This window comes from Anaplasma phagocytophilum (assembly GCF_023476575.1).
GTDB lineage: Bacteria > Pseudomonadota > Alphaproteobacteria > Rickettsiales > Anaplasmataceae > Anaplasma > Anaplasma phagocytophilum_A.
The window spans coordinates 13694-30771 of record NZ_JAHLEX010000003.1; the positions used below are offsets into that span (position 1 = coordinate 13694).

A 17078-nucleotide genomic window follows, 5' to 3' on the forward strand; every position below is an offset into this window, starting at 1 on the left:
TACAATATCTAAGAATTATACAAATTTTTACATAATATACTGAAATGCACTTGGAGATTTTGCAAGACTACATGGAATTGTGCCCCACTCAGAACCAGATATATCAGTGCTAATAAATACAGATCTAAAGCATATGTTTAAACATATGCTACAGTCAGTACCTCGATTCTAAATCGAGAAACACAATTATTACAGCAACATATTAACCGGTAGTACTATATATAATTTAATAACAAAACCTTGAACAAAGTACCCATGTTTTCCGTTAATCTAAGAAATCCACATTTAAGATCATCCGCTTGCTTTGCTTGCGCTCGTTTCATAAGGAACTCTAATCTCTCACGTATACCGAATCTATAGAGGAATTCTCGCTGAGTCATGGCCTCACATCTTATCTCTTTTAAACTTCTCTGCAACATAACAAAGTCGACAGACGCAGAGATGTCGCATTCTCCTACGTGATCTAGAAAACTACAATACTGATGATTCCTCACAGCCTGAATCGTGCTTCTATACACGGGATGCATGTACCCATAATCCACTATTAACGCTGTACCACCGTGTTTTAGCAAAATCCCTTCTATATTCCTTATAATATCTGTAGCAGCTTCACATCTCTCAATAATTCCTCCATTTGGAACATTGTTGTCTGGAAAAATAAAGTCCGTACTTTTAATTGGGATAATATCCAAGCCTTCAGTACTTGAACAAACATAATTTTCAAACCATGTTCCGTCATGAAATACAAACTGCTTGATAGGTAATGCATCAAAAAACTCATTGGCTATTAGTATAGTCGTACATTCCGGAAGATCATATACACTGTCGTGCCAAAAAATTTTTCTACGTAGCATAGCTTCTTTCAGTGTCTCTTTCTGTATATTGCGCAACAGCGGACTAATCTCCACAAGGTGAACCTCAAACAAGCTGTCATAATATGGAAAACAGCTTAGTATCCTTAGTATATCACTCATAAGAGTGCCCCTACCCGGACCTAACTCAACAAAAATGCACCGCTCAGAAAGTTTTACATACTCTAAATATTGCAGGAGCCAGATTGCTATAGTCTCACCAAATAATTGGCTAATGTCAGGAGATGTAATAAAGTCGCCACTCAAACCAAACGGAACATGTGTCATATAATAGCCACGTGTTCGATCATAGAGCGCCTCTCTCATGAACTTATCGATAGGTACTGCGTTACTGTAAGAAAAGATCGAGTGCTTCATTACTTTTACCAGTGTGTTAATATTTATTTTACCTCAATAAGTTAGAAAGTTGTAGCTGCTTAGGGTATATGCTCTAGTGCAGAGACCTAGCTTTAGATCAAAAGGAACAGTTAAGGGGGCGGTTGAATAAAATAGCCGACCCCGAAATTTCCTGCTGCATTGTATCTTAAAACCTGTTAGTAATTAGCGCACCTGGCAAAATTGGTACTGTATGTTCCTATATAAAAATTTGGAATTCTCCTAGTAAGCAGTGGGGAGCGGTAATATGTAGAGTTTTTGAGTGATATATTTATCATACTATTGTATACGAAAAGGCCTATGACCATGCCGGATGATAATGTTGAATAGGTATCTTCATGTCTATAGTCAAGAAGTTCATAATTCCATGCGAGTTTGGTGGTAAAACCTCACCATTTGCAGTGTATATAGGTGAGCCAAAGCCAGATGTACATCCCGTGCAGCACCAGAATACATGGCTATCTAAGGAGCGTGGTGGTCAAGTGCCTGAAAGGGTTATCAACAGCCTTGAGAGACTTCATAAATTGGCTAGGGAAAACGGTATATGCTTTGCCGAATTGTGCGTATACGCTCTAAAGGTTGCTACTACTCATGATAACAACGCTGAAAATGTGAAGTGAAACATAAGTAAGTCGCCACTCTATTTCCATATACATTAAATGTGATGGAACAGCGCTCGCAGTGTTGTTGCGGCGGTAGTCTCCACCCAAGATTTACGTCTGTAACTGGCACTGCACCTATATTAACGATCCATACCCACAACTCATCCTAAACAAGCATCTAACAAGGCGGCATAACTATAATTATGCTGCAAAATTGTGACTATTAGAAAAAAAAGCGCATATTAGCCAGTTTTACTAAGAAGAGTTAAAAAAAACCCCTTCAGTGCTTCTATTACTGCCATATAACGCTACATTTTCGCTATGCACATCACGCAAACTTATCTGTAAAGATAAGAGAAATGCTGATAGGAAAAACATTTGCACATTGTCAAAGTATTTTGACTTTTATACGATAAAAGTTTTACTTCAGTGCAGATAAACAAATACCACTATGCTACTCCAATACCATTACTTAGGTTGAGCGTTTGCTAAAATGTAATCATATAGCGTGGTACTTTCTGGAAGATCGTATACACTACCGGGGCAAAAAATTTCTCTACGTCTCATAGCTTCCTTATCGTATCGTTCTGTATATTGTGCACTAGAAGCGCAGAACGTAATGGGAAAATCATAAAAAACCAACAACAAATTTATTAGCTTAGAGCTGTAGAATCTATTGGCATAATGATAGAATATACAAACGGAATATGACTACTTTGTAGCCCTTTTAAGCAAGATAGATGCTTGTCGAGACTTCGAAGTTTGCAACCCCTACTATGATTATATCAGCGTCGTCAACTTCCCAAAGACTCTAAATATAGTCATGAGGAATAGTATACTTCTATTCCGTTACAATACTTATCACTAATCTAATGCATATAAACACTTGGATCCTTAGCTATCTTCCATCGAAAATCTTCATTAGAAAATGATATCTTAAGATATAAAAGAAAGTATGTGATATCGCTATATTTTCTGAAGATTTACAACTTCCACCGGGTATAAAACCAGGAGATAATCCCTCATAAGAGCACTATAACTTCCTATTCCTGCGCTTGATTCACAATGGATAAAAGCTCGTTCTCTACTGCTGCATTCTCCCACTGCATATATCCTACAATGCGGTATATCACTTCTCCCTTCTTATTAACTACCAAAGTCAAGGGAATAGCCGTAACATCAAAATAATCAAAAAGCTCATGCTTCACATCAATATACATGGAGAGCGTGAGATTATAGCTATCGCGTGCACGCAACACTGTAGAAACATCATCGATACCCACATCTGAGATGGGCAAAACCACTACTGCATCCCCCAAATCTTTTGCTGCAAGATTTTCCGAAACTCGCTGGATTCCCTGAAGTAGAATTACCGAATCTAGATTCCACGGCGCCCAAAACACAATGACACATACTTTATCCTGAGCGATATCCCGTAAGGTAAGCTCCTTCCCATCCAAATCTGCAAGGGACTTGTTACTGACCTTGAAACCTCTACTAACTTTTCCTTCTACAAAAACCCGGGGCATTACCTCCTGAACAAGCCTGTGTTGCAAAACTTGCTCAGCAGCATGCGCATAACACGAAAGTGCAAGCAATACAGCTATAGCACATGTAAGCCACTTGCTAATCCTCAAACGCTTCCTCCCAGGTCCCCTCCGTTGCGGCTCGAGCATATTCAGTAACCCTATTCTCGAAGAAGTTTGTATGCTCCACACCATTCAAAATCTCATCCAACCATGGTAACGGATTCTCCGCGACATCATAAATAGGCTCCAAGTGCAGCTGCTTTAACCTTCTATTGGCTATGAAGCGTATATACCTCTTCACTTCACACGCGGAAAGACCATCAACATCACCCAAAGCAAATGCAAGGTCTATAAACTCGTCCTCAAGCATTACTATAACTTTACACGCATCGTAAAGCTCTTGTTTCAGATCATCGTCCCATATCTCACCGTTTTCATGGATGAAGGTGTTGAACAACTTTATGATAGAATCTGTATGCAAACTCTCATCACGTGCAGACCAAGCTATAATCTGCCCCATCCCTTTCATCTTACCGAAACGTTGAAAATTTAGCAAAATCGCGAAAGAAGCGAATAACTGTAACCCTTCTGTAAACGCACCAAACACAGCAAGAGTCTTAGCTACATGTCTCTTATCACCCCTCTTGCACTCTTCAAACCTCTGCATGTAGTCATATTTCTTCTTCATGACCTCAAACTTCAAAAACGCCTGATATTCTACCTCAGGCATCCCAATAGTATCGAGCAAGTACGAATACGCCGCCACGTGTATGGTCTCCATATTGGAAAACGCAGACAGCATCATGCATATCTCCGTAGGTCTGAAGATATTAGAATAGTGCTTCATATAGCAATTATTCACCTCTATATCCGCCTGAGTAAAAAAGCGGAAAATCTGCACGAGGAGATTCTTCTCTTTCTCAGAGAGCATGGTCTTCCAATCCTGCACATCATCAGCAAGAGGCACTTCTTCGGGCAACCAATGAATCCTCTGTTGACATAACCATGCATCATACGCCCACGGATAGTCAAAAGGCTTGTATACAGGCTTAGCATCTAACAGCGACATGCTCGCTACCCTCAGAAAAAGCTCACGGCTAAACCTTACGAATAAGTGTGAAAATTGTCAATCTCAGACCACAACCTTAGTGCCATATTCTTAATAGCAATACAAACCACTATATACAAGTACTGCACAGCAAAAGCCTTGGAACTGAAGCTCGTTTCCTTAATGAGTACGAGTATTTATCTTACATCGGATCTCCCTAATAGCACAGGCCTAAATTATCAGAAAATCGTATGCTTTACCTCAGTCTATAGAGCAATATTCTCCCTTCAACATAAAATTGAAAAAAATTTTTTGGCTTTTTTAAAATATACCATGCAAAAACAAGTACCATACCGTACACATATGGTACAATATATTGTACTAGGGTATTTTCATTCTTAATTTTACAAGATAATACTAAAGTTATATATCAAACAGCTCTTTGAGAAAATTTATACATAACAATAGAGAACAAATACGTTTACCCTCTACAACTTTTGTCAGCAACCAAAACACGGTGAAAGCTGAGAAGTAAATCCAAAAAATGCGATCTATCCCCCGCAAAATCCTATAGCAGTGTTAGGAGCAATGTCCAATACTAGCCATAACACATCAAACACAGAACGTACTATAATCGATTTGTAATATCTATACTCTGACTGCCCAATAATCTTCTGTTAAAACTAATGCTTCTTATAATGTTCTAAAAACACTCCACACAAGTACTAGCAATAGAGGTTTCCTGAAACCTCATACAGCAATCCCCCTACCACTTTTGTATCATCTTCTAAAAACAAGGCTGCAAACCCTTTAACTTAAGTACCAAGTAAAATACCAAGATAAAGAACAACGCATCAGAGCTCACCACATGCATGCTTCATGCAGCATGGATCACAGAAAATACCGTATCCAGGGAGGATGCATAGAGCACGCAATATTAAAACGCAGCTAATACGCGAATTTGATTACGCCTCCTCTCTCAATATACTTGTATGTCATACACACATGATTCATGTATTTTCGTGTCTTGCAAAAAACTGAACATACTTGTTCATGAATCTTCTACAAGAGAAGTCGAACTTCGTCCTGAAAACGGACTCCGTGTTTTGCTCATAATGCTGAGCCCATTGGCTGGTGCAACTTCTCCAGTAATGCTATCAGATGCAATGAAGCGGCATTTCACGCTATTGGTTATGGAAGTGTAGTTCTCTGGAATGTAAACAGTGGGGTGAGTATCTTCGAGACCGAGATATTCCTTGTAGACAAGCTCGTAGCCTGCCATATCTCAAAAAAACCTATACAAAAGCAATGATAGTAACATTTACTAACTCGATAATAAGGGTATGGAATACGCTATAATGCCTAATAACGGTACATTACTGAGAGATAACTCTTCTCAAATATTACTATACTCAACTTACTATCCAGCAAGCAGGCTGAATAACAATGCATAAGTGAAATATTTGGAAATACTATATCAGATGCGCTAAAAGAGAGAGACTGTAAAATACTTGGTATCTATATATACCTTCTTTGCTGCATTGGTCCACGTAAAAGATATCACACATCAGTCGCACTTCTCCTTCACGATATGTTGTCTGCGAAAACATATGATATATTCGAACAAAAAGAGAGAAAATCTGACTATAGGAAGTTTTGTGATAGTACAACACAGTAATAACCAGTACAAAAACTTCACGTACACGTATAACAGCAGATCTTCAGAATTTGCTATTCTATAAATCTTCCGACAGAGCTTCGCCTTCCATTTCCTGAAGAATATCTCACGTTACAGCCCATTTCTATACAGAATCATCGAAGAGTATAAGGTTATAAGCAGTATTTATAATGTTCTTACCTTACTACAGAAATAAACAACGGATCTTCAAATATTACACGTTCTCATGAAACACATTCCCAAGGTGACAAGCGCTATGTATCAAGACTATAAACCATGCCTGACAGAGTAGCAGCCCCTCAACAAATCATCAAACGCTATATATCTCATCATAAGTCCAGCACGGACAAAAACACCCAAACAACACCGGAGGCTAGAAAAACGTGAACTCGTGCTCTGACCGACAATCTCGCATTTGATAGGTATTGTACTACTAGTCTTTACCCCACAACACCGTACTGCTATTGCCAAAGCCCTTACTAAAGGAAATCTCCATAGTAATTGGAATCTGAAATATCCTTAATTAAGCCCTAGTCCAACGCGTAACACCATCCTTGTCATCTTTTATCACAATTCCTATAGAATGTAGCTGATCCCGTATCTCATCTGCTAAAGCGTAATTACCAGAATTTCTTGCTTCCCGTCTACGCTCTAAAAGTTCCTGAATCTTATCCACATCTACCGCTTCTTCGGTAGATTTTCCGGCAAAACCGTCGGTAATTCCCATTAACTTAGCACTGCGATTGAGCACTCTAGCCAATTTCAGCCGCTCCTTAAAATCAGTAGTTTTATTTATCTCTCCTACCAACGCATGCAATTCCACAATTGCCATAGGCGTGTTAATATCATCTTTTAAAGCTTCTAAGAACGTATCATGAACTTCGACTTCTTCTATGCCAGAATTCAGCTCTTCAGATGTAAATTCCATGCAAGACCTACGCATTTTACTTAGAGCGCTCTGAGCATCAAAAATGGCCTTTTCATTCCAATCAAGCGGCTTTCTATAGTGTGTACATAAGAACACATACCGTATCACCGCCCCTTCAATACCGCTATTTCTTAATCCCCTTACAGTAATCACATTACCAAGGGATTTGCTCATTTTTTCTCCTGCATTGACAGTGAGAAACCCGTTATGTACCCAGTACCTAGCGTATTCACTACCAGAAAACGCACACATATTTTGCGCAAGTTCATTCTCGTGATGAGGAAACATTAAATCAGCTCCTCCCCCGTGAATATCAAAACTTTCACCAAGATAGCGATAGCTCATGGCAGAACATTCTATATGCCAACCAGGCCTACCCCTACCCCACGGGCTTTCCCAAGCTGCTCCTAACTTAATGTCTTTCTCAGTTGCCGGCTTCCACAAAACAAAATCCCCAGGATGCAATTTCTTAGCGTCAATACTAACCCTATTCCCAGAAATCATCTCGTCTATCTTCCTGCCAGATAGCCTACCGTAATACCTATGAGATGAAATACTGAAATACACAGAACCACCTTTTACGTAAGCGTGCCCACCTTCCACCAACCTACCAATAAGCTGAAGCATAGTATCTATTTCGGCAGTCGCCCTTGGCTCCACCGTAGGTGATAAACAGTTAAGCGCATTCATATCCTCATGGAAGTACTTTATATACCTCTCTGTGAAGTCACCTATGTTCTGCCCCGTTTCTGCAGCAGCGTTTATTATCTTATCGTCGACATCCGTAATGTTACGAACGTAAATTACCTCAGGATACAGCTCTCTCAATAATCTAAAGAGAACATCATAAACAACAGCTGAGCGCGCATTCCCTATATGCGCCAGATCATAAACCGTAGGACCACATGCATAAATTTTCACGCATGCTCTATCTATAGGGTCAAATACCCTCTTGGCAGCACTAAAAGTATCGTACAGCTTCATATTACAAAAAATTTGTAGATAAAAGAGAACATCCCCATTACGAGCTTCGGACCAGCAATCAAGACAATAGACGTGACGGAAATTCCCAAAAACGCGAGCAATACACCCACTATAACTAAAACTCCATCTTTATTCAGTACACCAAGCGCCATGGCTGATATCCCTCCCGCAGGAATAAAGTTTGTCAGGGGAAGCGGTATAGCAATTGATATTGCACATAACAGACACAGCATAGCTATTGTCCTCTCCCCAACATCGCAGAATATGAACAGCATCCTAGGCTTTGTCCACCTCTCCGTTTTTCTAAGAAAAGGCGATGTCTTCTCTATAACAGCTGCAAGAAAGCTGCGCTTAAAAGATTTTCTTTCCAAAAACGCCGGCAGCCATGGTATAGACATACCCATTAACATCTGCATGGAGAACAGCAGCAGCGGCAACGACAAAATTGTCGTATATCCAGGTACAACAGGAATTGGTATGGAAAGAGGCAAGGAAAACAGCAGCATCAGCACACCAAAACCTCGGTCACGAAGTATCATTTTAAGTTCGTACAGAGTAACTGTGTCTGCACTCCCCTGTACACTGACCTCTTCCAGTATATCAGAGACAGCCCTCCTGTCCTTACCAGTATCCATACAAAATCCACGAGAACGCAGGTCAGTCAATGAGATACCATAATAGAGAAATAGTGTATAGCGAAATATACGCCTAACACCACTACTCATCCCGTATTGGTAACCTATTTTGCATGACAAATACAACAACCTTGAGTGCATATGCCATGATGCACAGTAGACCTATTACGAGGATTTCCATATGCTATTTTCCATAAGAAACTCCGATAATTACATATCATATATAATGTTACACTTAGCATATATCGCAATGAATACTGCATCTCAAAAATGCGGCGTTGTTATTTTTTGCATATAATATCGCAAGGCACAAACCACATTTAAAGACCTATCAAAGCCGTGCCTTCTAACCTTAGGTAAATCACGCTTAAACGCAGGATTTTTTTTAAACATCCTTGTGCAAATATTTGAAGATCCAACAGCATAAGTGGTAACAATAAAGCTGCTTGTAAGCTCTCTGGATAATCTAGAGACTTTCTCTTTTTAATAAAATTTCGATAATTACAATATATTACATTCTATATATAACACTTTACTTTTAAAATCTAATTGATACCTTCAAGAATTGCGTATACCTGCCTCAGCACCCCGCAACAGCACTTACTGAATGTTGCTTTCAGATGAAATTTTGTTTTGAGCAACATAAAATCGTGTTTTCTTAATCCCGGAAAGACGTTCTGGTAAAGTGTGTCTACTCCAGCGAGCCCCAAAAACCAACTACCAGGACTTTTAGATACATGGGGAGCGTATACAAGCCTGCATAACATGCGATTTCCTGTAGAAGATGGTGCCTGTACCTCGTTCAGGCAAAATACGATACGTATGCAAAGATGTCTTGTACCAAGTATGCATATTACGCATACAGAACGCAAGGCAGCATTATCTGCAAAAGTAATGAATATTTTAGTAATGCACCAACTTATACTTTGCATTCTGTGTATAAATGCAACAGGTATTCCTAAGAGCATATTGAAAAAAACTAGCCCATAGACCAGCCCGAAAGGGCACTAATAATTTCAGCGGTCATTCAACCTAGAAAAAAACTACCGTAACCTTAGTTTCCCCCCAACTTCTTGATGTAGGTTCTGTTGCATCTCGCTCATAATAGTGACTGAAAATGCAGCAAACCATTACTTTTGGATTTTTTACTGCAGTACATGAATAGTGCTTAAGTGCTTTTTTAACATTTTAATACATGATTACTGCGCTACCTCTTGAGATGATAAGTTCACGTGTAGCAATTTTGTCAAATTAGTTGTGTTTTGACAGCCGTGAGATATGATATCCTCTCGTTTGTTTTCATTACAAGTCTTCTGTTATTAAATATACGTTAAAGATGCACACTACCGGAGACAATTCTTCTAGCTTTGACGGGCATGTGGTTCCCTCTGTACTAGAAGCTTTGAGTCGTAAATCGCCTCAAAATATAAAATATGATCTGCTGAAGAGCTTTATAGAAAAGTTTTATAACTTTTCGTACAGCACGGATATGGAATTGAGTGCTGAGTTTCTTCTACACATGGCAGAGGATTTATACCAATTCATAAACCAAAGAAAGCCAGGGGAAAGCTTAGTAAGGGTGTTTGATGTTGCAAGGCCGAACTTCCCTGATGAATCTCTTACAATTGTTGAAACGGCCAATGATAATTTGCCGTTTATAGTGGATTCAGTGATGATCGCCATTAAAAAGCACGATCTTCCTATCTATCACTATACCAACTCTGTGCTCCATATAAAGAGAGATGGTAGCGGAATAGTTGATGTAGATATACTGCCGTCTAACTCTTGTGTAGAAAATGGAACTTGTGAGTCTGTGGCGTACTTTGTGGTAGGCAAGACCAGTAAAGATTTGCAAGAAAAGTTGAAGGCTGATGTAGAAAAAGCCCTTTATTCAGTTACCTGCTGCGTAAATGATTGGAAGCCTATGCTCGATCGAGTTAGCGACTTATTGCATGACTTTGAGAAAGATCTAAGTTGTAGTGAAATCTGCCATTTTTTGAAATGGATGTCCTCTGATAACTTTGTATTCTTGGGATTTGAGGAATATGTTAAGTCTCCATCTTCAAGTGAAGATCTGGTTTTGCTACTAGAGCGCAGTCTAGGCTTGGCTAGGATAGAAAGCCATAGGGAGTCCACAAAAGGCTCTGCTTATGGGCGCGTACACTTGTATGTAGCTCAGTCAAACCTTGTGTCTAATGTGCATAGGCACGAATATATGATGTGCGTGGGTGTAAAAACATTTAATACCTCAGGAGATGTAATCAAAGAGAGCTGCTTTTACGGTTTCTTCACCTCTGCAGTGGCCTTCCAGAGCGTTCTTGATATACCTATTATTCGGCGCAAGGTGGAATATGCAGAGGCGCGGTCTGGGTTTATGAGGTATGGACACAATGGTAAAGCCCTTTTTACCATAATCCAGAAATTCTCAAGAGAGGAGCTATTGCGCGCTTCTGAAGAGGAGCTCTTTCAAATTTCGATGGGTATTCTTTCCTTATCAGGTAACCCTAAGGTTAAATTGTTCACGCTAAGGGATACTGTAAACGGGTTTATAGTATGTATTATCTTTATTCCTAAGAGTGTAGCTAGCACTGAACTCGCTGATAGAATTGCTCTGGTGCTAGAGGGAACTTTGATGGGAGAAGTCGTTGGAAAGTACTACAATATGTACAACGAGTCTGATCTTGTGAGGTTACAGTTCACTGTTAAAGTTGCTGCTGATGCTGAGTGTTTGCTCTCCGAAAGGGATATAGAAAAGCTTGTAGTGGAGACAACAAAGCGCTGGGAAGATAGGCTTGCAGAAGTCATCATGGAGAAGATGGGCTCTAAATTCTTGGAGTATGTCACTGCTTTTCCGAAGAGTTATCAGGAATACTTTGCTCCTAGGAGCGCATGTCATGATATCCTAAAAATCCATAAGGTTCTGGAGAGTGGTATAGGGGAAGTAGATCTTTATCTGCTTGATAATAACAGTCAGTACCAACTTAAGATATATGTACCTTCGGAAAGTGATTTACGGCTGTCCAAGGTGCTCAATGTGGTGAAGAAAATGGGCGCGAAGATGTCTCTTCACTACGGCTATGATGTTAATGTGTATGGTCAGTGCGTGCAGATGCATCATTTTGTATTATCAAACACTCATAGATCGTTGGATCATCACAGGGTTAAGAGGCAATTTGAAACAGTACTCAAGCAAGTATTCTGTAAGAAAACAGAGAATGATTATTTTAACAGTCTAGTAATTTTGGCAAATCTCCAGTGGAAAGAGGTCTTACTCATTAGGGCGCTCAGTAGATACTTGAAGCAAATATCGTTTAATTACAGTCAGTCGTACATACAGAAAGTAGTGCGCAAGTATCCAGACATGATCAACTTGTTTGTGAAGCTGTTTGAGGCCAGGTTTGATCCAAAGTTATCTGAAGGCCGCGAAGAGAAAGTGGCGTCGGTTCGCAAGTCGATAGAAGATTTGTTTGCTCAGGTTTCTGATGTTGTACACGATTATGTACTAAAGAGCATATACATGCTCATAATGGCTATATTGCGTACTAGTTACTATCAAGGTGATAAGCCATACTTGTCTATAAAGATAGACTCTTGTGCAGTTCCTGATATGCCGCTACCGCGCCCGTTCCGCGAAATATATGTCTATTCGAATGAGTTTGAAGGCATACACTTACGTGGTGGTAGAGTTGCTAGGGGTGGCTTGCGCTGGTCGGACAGATCTGAAGATTTTCGTACTGAGATATTAGGCCTTATGAAGGCGCAGATGACGAAAAATTCTGTTATTGTGCCTGTGGGTTCGAAAGGTGGATTTATTCTTAAGGGAGATTCTAAGAAAGCTTCATCTGTAGAGTATGCTGTAGAGTGTTATAAGAACTTCTTGCGCGGCATTCTGGATATTACAGACAACATAGTAGATGGCCAATGCGTTGCCGCTGATGGTATTGTACGATACGATGACGACGATTCATACCTTGTGGTTGCCGCAGACAAGGGCACTGCTTCTTTCTCTGATTATGCGAATGAGGTGTCCGCAGAGTATAACTTTTGGTTAGGTGATGCTTTTGCATCGGGAGGCTCTGTAGGTTTTGATCATAAGAAGATTGGTATAACTGCAAAAGGGGCATGGGTAGCGGCACAAAGGCACTTTTGGGTTATGGGTAGAGATATCCAAAGGAGTACTTTTACCGTTATTGGTATTGGTGATATGTCTGGTGACGTTTTCGGAAATGGGATGCTCATGTCTGATAAAATTTGTCTTCTGGGAGCGTTTAATCACAAGCATATCTTTGTAGATCCTACACCAGATCCTGAGAAGAGTTTTGTTGAGAGAAAAAGGCTATTTAACACTCCTGGATCATCATGGCAGGATTATAACTCTGCTCTAATTTCCAAAGGTGGAGGCGTTTTCTGTCGATCTTCTAAATCTATTTCTCTGACCAAGGAAATGAGGCAGTGTTTCGGAATAGAAGACCGGGAGAGTAGTATATCGCCGAATTGCCTTATTAAGTATATGCTCAAGGCCCCTGTAGATATGATATGGAACGGTGGTATAGGAACCTACGTTAAATCTTCGAAGGAAAACAATGCGGTTGTTGGTGATAAGGCAAATGATAGCCTACGCATTGATGGAAAAGATGTAAGAGCATCCATGATAGTAGAAGGTGGAAATCTTGGGTGTACTCAGCTGGGTCGTGTTGAGTATGCAGAAGCTGGAGGGCAAATCAATACTGACTTTGTTGACAATTCTGGAGGGGTGATATGTTCGGATTTTGAAGTGAATCTGAAGATATGCATGGGAATGGCTGTCAGAGATAATTTTATATCTCTTAATGCAAGGAATAAAATACTAGACGAGATGTTGCATGACGTGCTTGGCATTATTTTGACACGCCATAATACTCTTGAAACCCGAGCACTGATGCTGGAGTGTTTGCAGGCACCTAAGCGCGTTGAGCAACACCACAGGATCATGCAGTATCTAGAAAAAATTGGAATGCTTGACAGAGCTATAGAGTTTATGCCAAGTGACGAAGAGATTCAGAAAATGATTTCCGAATCTAAAGGCTTCAGTGCGCCTCAGATAGCTGTGCTCATTGCTTATACTAGAATGTTTATTAAGGGTGAGATTATAAAGTCTGGTTTGTTACTTCGCAGTGGTCTAGAACATGTGTATGAGTCGCGGTACTTGCTGACATATTTTCCAGAGAGTATGAGGGATCGTTTCGCTCAGTACATACGGAAGCATAAGTTGAAGCACGAAATTCTGGCTACTTGTATATCTAACGATATCGTGAACAGGATGGGTTGTGTATTTGCTAGTCATATCGAGAGCATGGGTATATCCATAGATATGATAGTGAGGATATACGTTATTATTGCGCGAGTATATAATCTCCATGACATATGGAGTGAGTTGGACAGGGTGGATGGAGCTATTGGTATAGACGACTATGTGAGGATAGTCCGCAAAGTTCAGAAGTTTGTAGGGCAAGTTACTTTTTGGCTCTTCAGGCATATGCACAAGTTTTCTGATATAGAAAAGAGACTAGATAGTCTTTCGGAGAAGACATTATTATTAGAGAGTCAGCTTACAAGTGTACTTTGCGACGAGTTTTTGGATGCGTATCGTTCTGCGCATGAGGATTTACCTAAGACGGACATTAATCCAAAGGTTGCTCAGCGGATTGCTGGGCTTGAGTTCTCAATTTTTGGTATGGACATAATTGACCTTTCAGAGAATTCAGGCGTAGATCTTGTAACTGTTGGACGAATATATTTCAGACTAAGGTCAGTTTTAAGCTTTAGCAGAATACGTGATTTAGCGACGCAAATGGATTCTGTATCTCCGTACTGGCAGCGTATTGCTATTAGAAACTTATTGGATGATTTGAGCGATTATCAGTCGATAATTGCTAAGAACATAATCAAGCACATGATACCGAAACAGTCTGATATGCAAGAATCTATAGATACAGTTGCGCAGGAGTCTGTTGCTACATGGTGTGAGCAACATAGGAATCAGCTTGACGGGTACTATAGGTTTCTTGAAGACATAAATTCAGCTCAGCTTGATCTTAGCAAGCTTGTATTGATTATCAGGTCTCTGAGTGTATTTACTTTAGGTAAAGACTGCGATGCTTAATATTGGCATCTCTGAAGTATTACTTATCGTTGTAGTTGGTTGCTTAGTTACTGATCCGAAGAAACTCCCAACTCTGCTAAAATCTGCTGGAGCGTACTATAGGAAGTTTGAAGCTATAAAGGGTGAAATACTAGATTCCTTGAAAGGTGTATGTGAAGAACCAGACTCAGATCCGAGTCTGGTTGCAAAAGATGCTGTGGTTATACGCGGCACCAAGCAGATTATAGGTGATGATGGCATGGTATACGAGGCTTTTGATGTTGATGATTTAGTTAAAAACAGATGTACTGATATCAATACCCGTTTGGACGATAATCCTGAGGTTTCTTGTAATGAGGAAGATGAGAGGTCTGTTGACAACTTACCTGTACATAAATGTGTGATAACTACGGTGAATGATATTGATGATGCATCAGTCAAGGAGAATGGTAAAAAATAACCAGCATCGTGAGGTATACCTATGTTATTTTATGCGTAATACAAAATAAGAAATGTTTTATCTATTTCTTCTACACTTGTAAATCTTATATGAAGCAAGACTATAGTGTCAGGTACGATTCATTGTATTGTGCAAGACGGTAAAATAGTGAGTGTAATGTGACTGCTAAAATACTAATAGTGGACGACTTGCTTTCCAACATTAAATTATTGCAAGCAAAGCTTACAGCGGAATACTATACTGTAATTACTGCCACAAGTGGCCCTGAAGCAATACGGATGGCGGAAGAACATCAACCAGATTTGATACTTCTCGATGTCATGATGCCAGGAATGGACGGGTATGAAACGTGTAAAAACATGCGTACGAACCCTGCCATTGCGTATATACCTATAGTAATGGTTACAGCTTTAGATAATACTACAAGTAATAGGGTTAATGGTCTGAGCGCTGGTGCAGACGATTTTCTGACAAAGCCTATAGATGATGTTGCGCTATTTTCCAGAATCAAGTCTCTTACTCGGTTCAAGATATTAGTAGATGAGCTAAGGCTTAGGGGCAAGACTACTGAAGATATGAGCATGGTAGATTATAATATCATGCATTATGCAAATCAGATTTCTGATGGTAAGATTCTTATAATTGATGAAGATAAAATCCGAGCTGAAAGCATAAATAATGTCTTACAGGAAAGCTTCCAGGAGACTACTATACTCAGCGACCCTACCCAGAACATAAATTCCACCAACGCGGCGAAGTATGATTTACTCATTATAGATATGCACTTTGCCGGAGACGGGTTAAGACTTTGCTCAGAGTTCCGAAACAGCAATGAAGAGTCACGCTATACATCCGTATTATTGCTCATCGATGAAAGCGAAGACACAAAGATATTGCATAAGGCGTTTGACATAGGAATTAGCGATTACATCATGGTTCCGATTTGTAATAACGAACTTGTTGCCAGAGTAAACTTACAAATCAAAAAGAAAAGATATCAAAATGCCTTAAGGTCACACCTAAAGAACAATGCAGAAATGTCTATAAGGGATTCTCTTACAGGATGCTATAACAGGCGTTACTTCGAGATGTACTTCCAAAATATACTCAATGAATCAAAAGAAAAAGACAAACCTCTCTCCGTACTGCTACTAGATATTGACCATTTTAAGCAGGTGAATGACTCTTTAGGCCATCAGGTCGGAGATGAAATACTGCAGCAGATATGCAAACGAATCTTCAATAGCATAAGAATATCCGATCTGCTGGCAAGGTATGGCGGAGAGGAATTTGTTATAATTATGCCTGAAACAGGTATAGAAGAGGCTACGTTAGTTGCAGACAGGCTACGACGTATAATGGCAGAATCTCCCTTTACTACAAGTGCAGGTCCTTTAAACAAAACTTTAAGCATAGGAGCGGCCAACTTGAGAAGCGGAGAGACAGCTGAACAGCTACTTACTCGAGCAGATAAGTTGCTTTACGTTGCAAAAAAAACTAGAAACTCTGTTGTGTCTGAAAAAATCTAAATTTGTTCTCATTAGGATGATCGTCTCAACTTGCTTGGCTTCTGAAAAACCGCGTAATAAAAGCCCTCTTATACTCAATTAGCAGTAAACTCTCTACCATCCTTTGTTATACTTTCAATGTAGCACAAGATACTATAGAGCTCTTAACCAACTACATGCCACTAGCTCTGAATTATAAGCATCTCTTGAAGATTTCTAGATATGGCTTAGCCTAAATAAGATATTATAGATCTAAAAAATGCATTTTCATAAATAAGTATACCGCTGTTTCGCTGACAATACTTTTGCTGCAATCACCCCTACTCTTTTTTATTTGC

At 39.7% G+C, this 17078-nt stretch carries 10 protein-coding genes; 5 read left to right on the plus strand and 5 right to left on the minus strand.

Translation table 11 applies throughout. The features are described from left to right. Positions 1-215 precede the first annotated feature (215 nt). Complete coding sequence (locus KPX09_RS00385) at positions 216-1229, minus strand: class I SAM-dependent methyltransferase (protein WP_249548435.1); 1014 nt, start codon at positions 1227-1229, stop codon at positions 216-218. A 356-nt stretch (positions 1230-1585) separates the two neighbouring features. Between KPX09_RS00385 and KPX09_RS00390 the strand changes: the two genes are divergently transcribed. Next, positions 1586-1867, plus strand: coding sequence for a DUF2610 domain-containing protein (locus KPX09_RS00390; protein ID WP_249548436.1), 282 nt, complete (start codon positions 1586-1588; stop codon positions 1865-1867). A 1025-nt stretch (positions 1868-2892) separates the two neighbouring features. On the opposite strand, the gene KPX09_RS00395 is transcribed toward KPX09_RS00390, so the two are convergent. Then, the gene (locus tag KPX09_RS00395) at positions 2893-3486 is read right to left on the minus strand and encodes a TlpA family protein disulfide reductase (RefSeq protein ID WP_249548438.1); all 594 of its coding nucleotides are present in this window, start codon (positions 3484-3486) and stop codon (positions 2893-2895) included. After that, on the minus strand, positions 3476-4447 hold the full coding sequence (locus KPX09_RS00400; protein ID WP_249548440.1) for a ribonucleotide-diphosphate reductase subunit beta: 972 nt from the start codon (positions 4445-4447) through the stop codon (positions 3476-3478). Before KPX09_RS00400 ends, KPX09_RS00395 begins: the two co-directional genes overlap by 11 nt. A 1001-nt stretch (positions 4448-5448) precedes the next feature. On the opposite strand from KPX09_RS00400, the gene KPX09_RS00405 reads away from it, so the two are divergent. Then, a complete protein-coding gene (locus KPX09_RS00405; RefSeq protein WP_249548441.1) occupies positions 5449-5631 on the plus strand; it encodes a hypothetical protein in 183 nt (60 codons plus the stop codon). A 996-nt stretch (positions 5632-6627) separates the two neighbouring features. On the opposite strand, the gene cysS is transcribed toward KPX09_RS00405, so the two are convergent. Both cysS and KPX09_RS00415 read right to left on the minus strand, forming a co-directional pair. Further along, positions 6628-8016 carry a cysteine--tRNA ligase gene (cysS, locus tag KPX09_RS00410; RefSeq protein WP_249548442.1) on the minus strand — a complete coding sequence of 463 codons (1389 nt, stop codon included), beginning with the start codon at positions 8014-8016 and terminating at the stop codon, positions 6628-6630. Further along, complete coding sequence (locus KPX09_RS00415) at positions 8013-8651, minus strand: exopolysaccharide biosynthesis protein (protein WP_249548450.1); 639 nt, start codon at positions 8649-8651, stop codon at positions 8013-8015. The genes cysS and KPX09_RS00415 overlap by 4 nt, the downstream gene beginning before the upstream one ends. Positions 8652-9987: 1336 nt before the next feature. Here KPX09_RS00415 and KPX09_RS00420 point away from each other — a divergent pair. The 3 genes from KPX09_RS00420 (at position 9988) to KPX09_RS00430 (ending at position 16761) form a co-directional block, all read left to right on the plus strand. Then, a complete protein-coding gene (locus KPX09_RS00420) occupies positions 9988-14793 on the plus strand; it encodes an NAD-glutamate dehydrogenase (protein WP_249548443.1) in 4806 nt (1601 codons plus the stop codon). Then, a complete protein-coding gene (locus KPX09_RS00425; protein WP_249548445.1) occupies positions 14786-15232 on the plus strand; it encodes a twin-arginine translocase TatA/TatE family subunit in 447 nt (148 codons plus the stop codon). Before KPX09_RS00420 ends, KPX09_RS00425 begins: the two co-directional genes overlap by 8 nt. A 158-nt stretch (positions 15233-15390) precedes the next feature. Continuing rightward, positions 15391-16761 carry a PleD family two-component system response regulator gene (locus tag KPX09_RS00430; protein WP_249548447.1) on the plus strand — a complete coding sequence of 457 codons (1371 nt, stop codon included), beginning with the start codon at positions 15391-15393 and terminating at the stop codon, positions 16759-16761. The last annotated feature ends 317 nt before the right edge of the window (positions 16762-17078 follow it).

Coding starts and splice junctions, on each gene's coding strand:
- KPX09_RS00385 (WP_249548435.1), bottom strand. CDS start 1,229: ATGAAGCACTCGATCTTTTCTTACAGTAACGCAGTACCTATCGATAAG.
- KPX09_RS00390 (WP_249548436.1), top strand. CDS start 1,586: ATGTCTATAGTCAAGAAGTTCATAATTCCATGCGAGTTTGGTGGTAAA.
- KPX09_RS00400 (WP_249548440.1), bottom strand. CDS start 4,447: ATGTCGCTGTTAGATGCTAAGCCTGTATACAAGCCTTTTGACTATCCG.
- cysS (WP_249548442.1), bottom strand. CDS start 8,016: ATGAAGCTGTACGATACTTTTAGTGCTGCCAAGAGGGTATTTGACCCT.
- KPX09_RS00415 (WP_249548450.1), bottom strand. CDS start 8,651: ATGGATACTGGTAAGGACAGGAGGGCTGTCTCTGATATACTGGAAGAG.
- KPX09_RS00420 (WP_249548443.1), top strand. CDS start 9,988: ATGCACACTACCGGAGACAATTCTTCTAGCTTTGACGGGCATGTGGTT.
- KPX09_RS00425 (WP_249548445.1), top strand. CDS start 14,786: ATGCTTAATATTGGCATCTCTGAAGTATTACTTATCGTTGTAGTTGGT.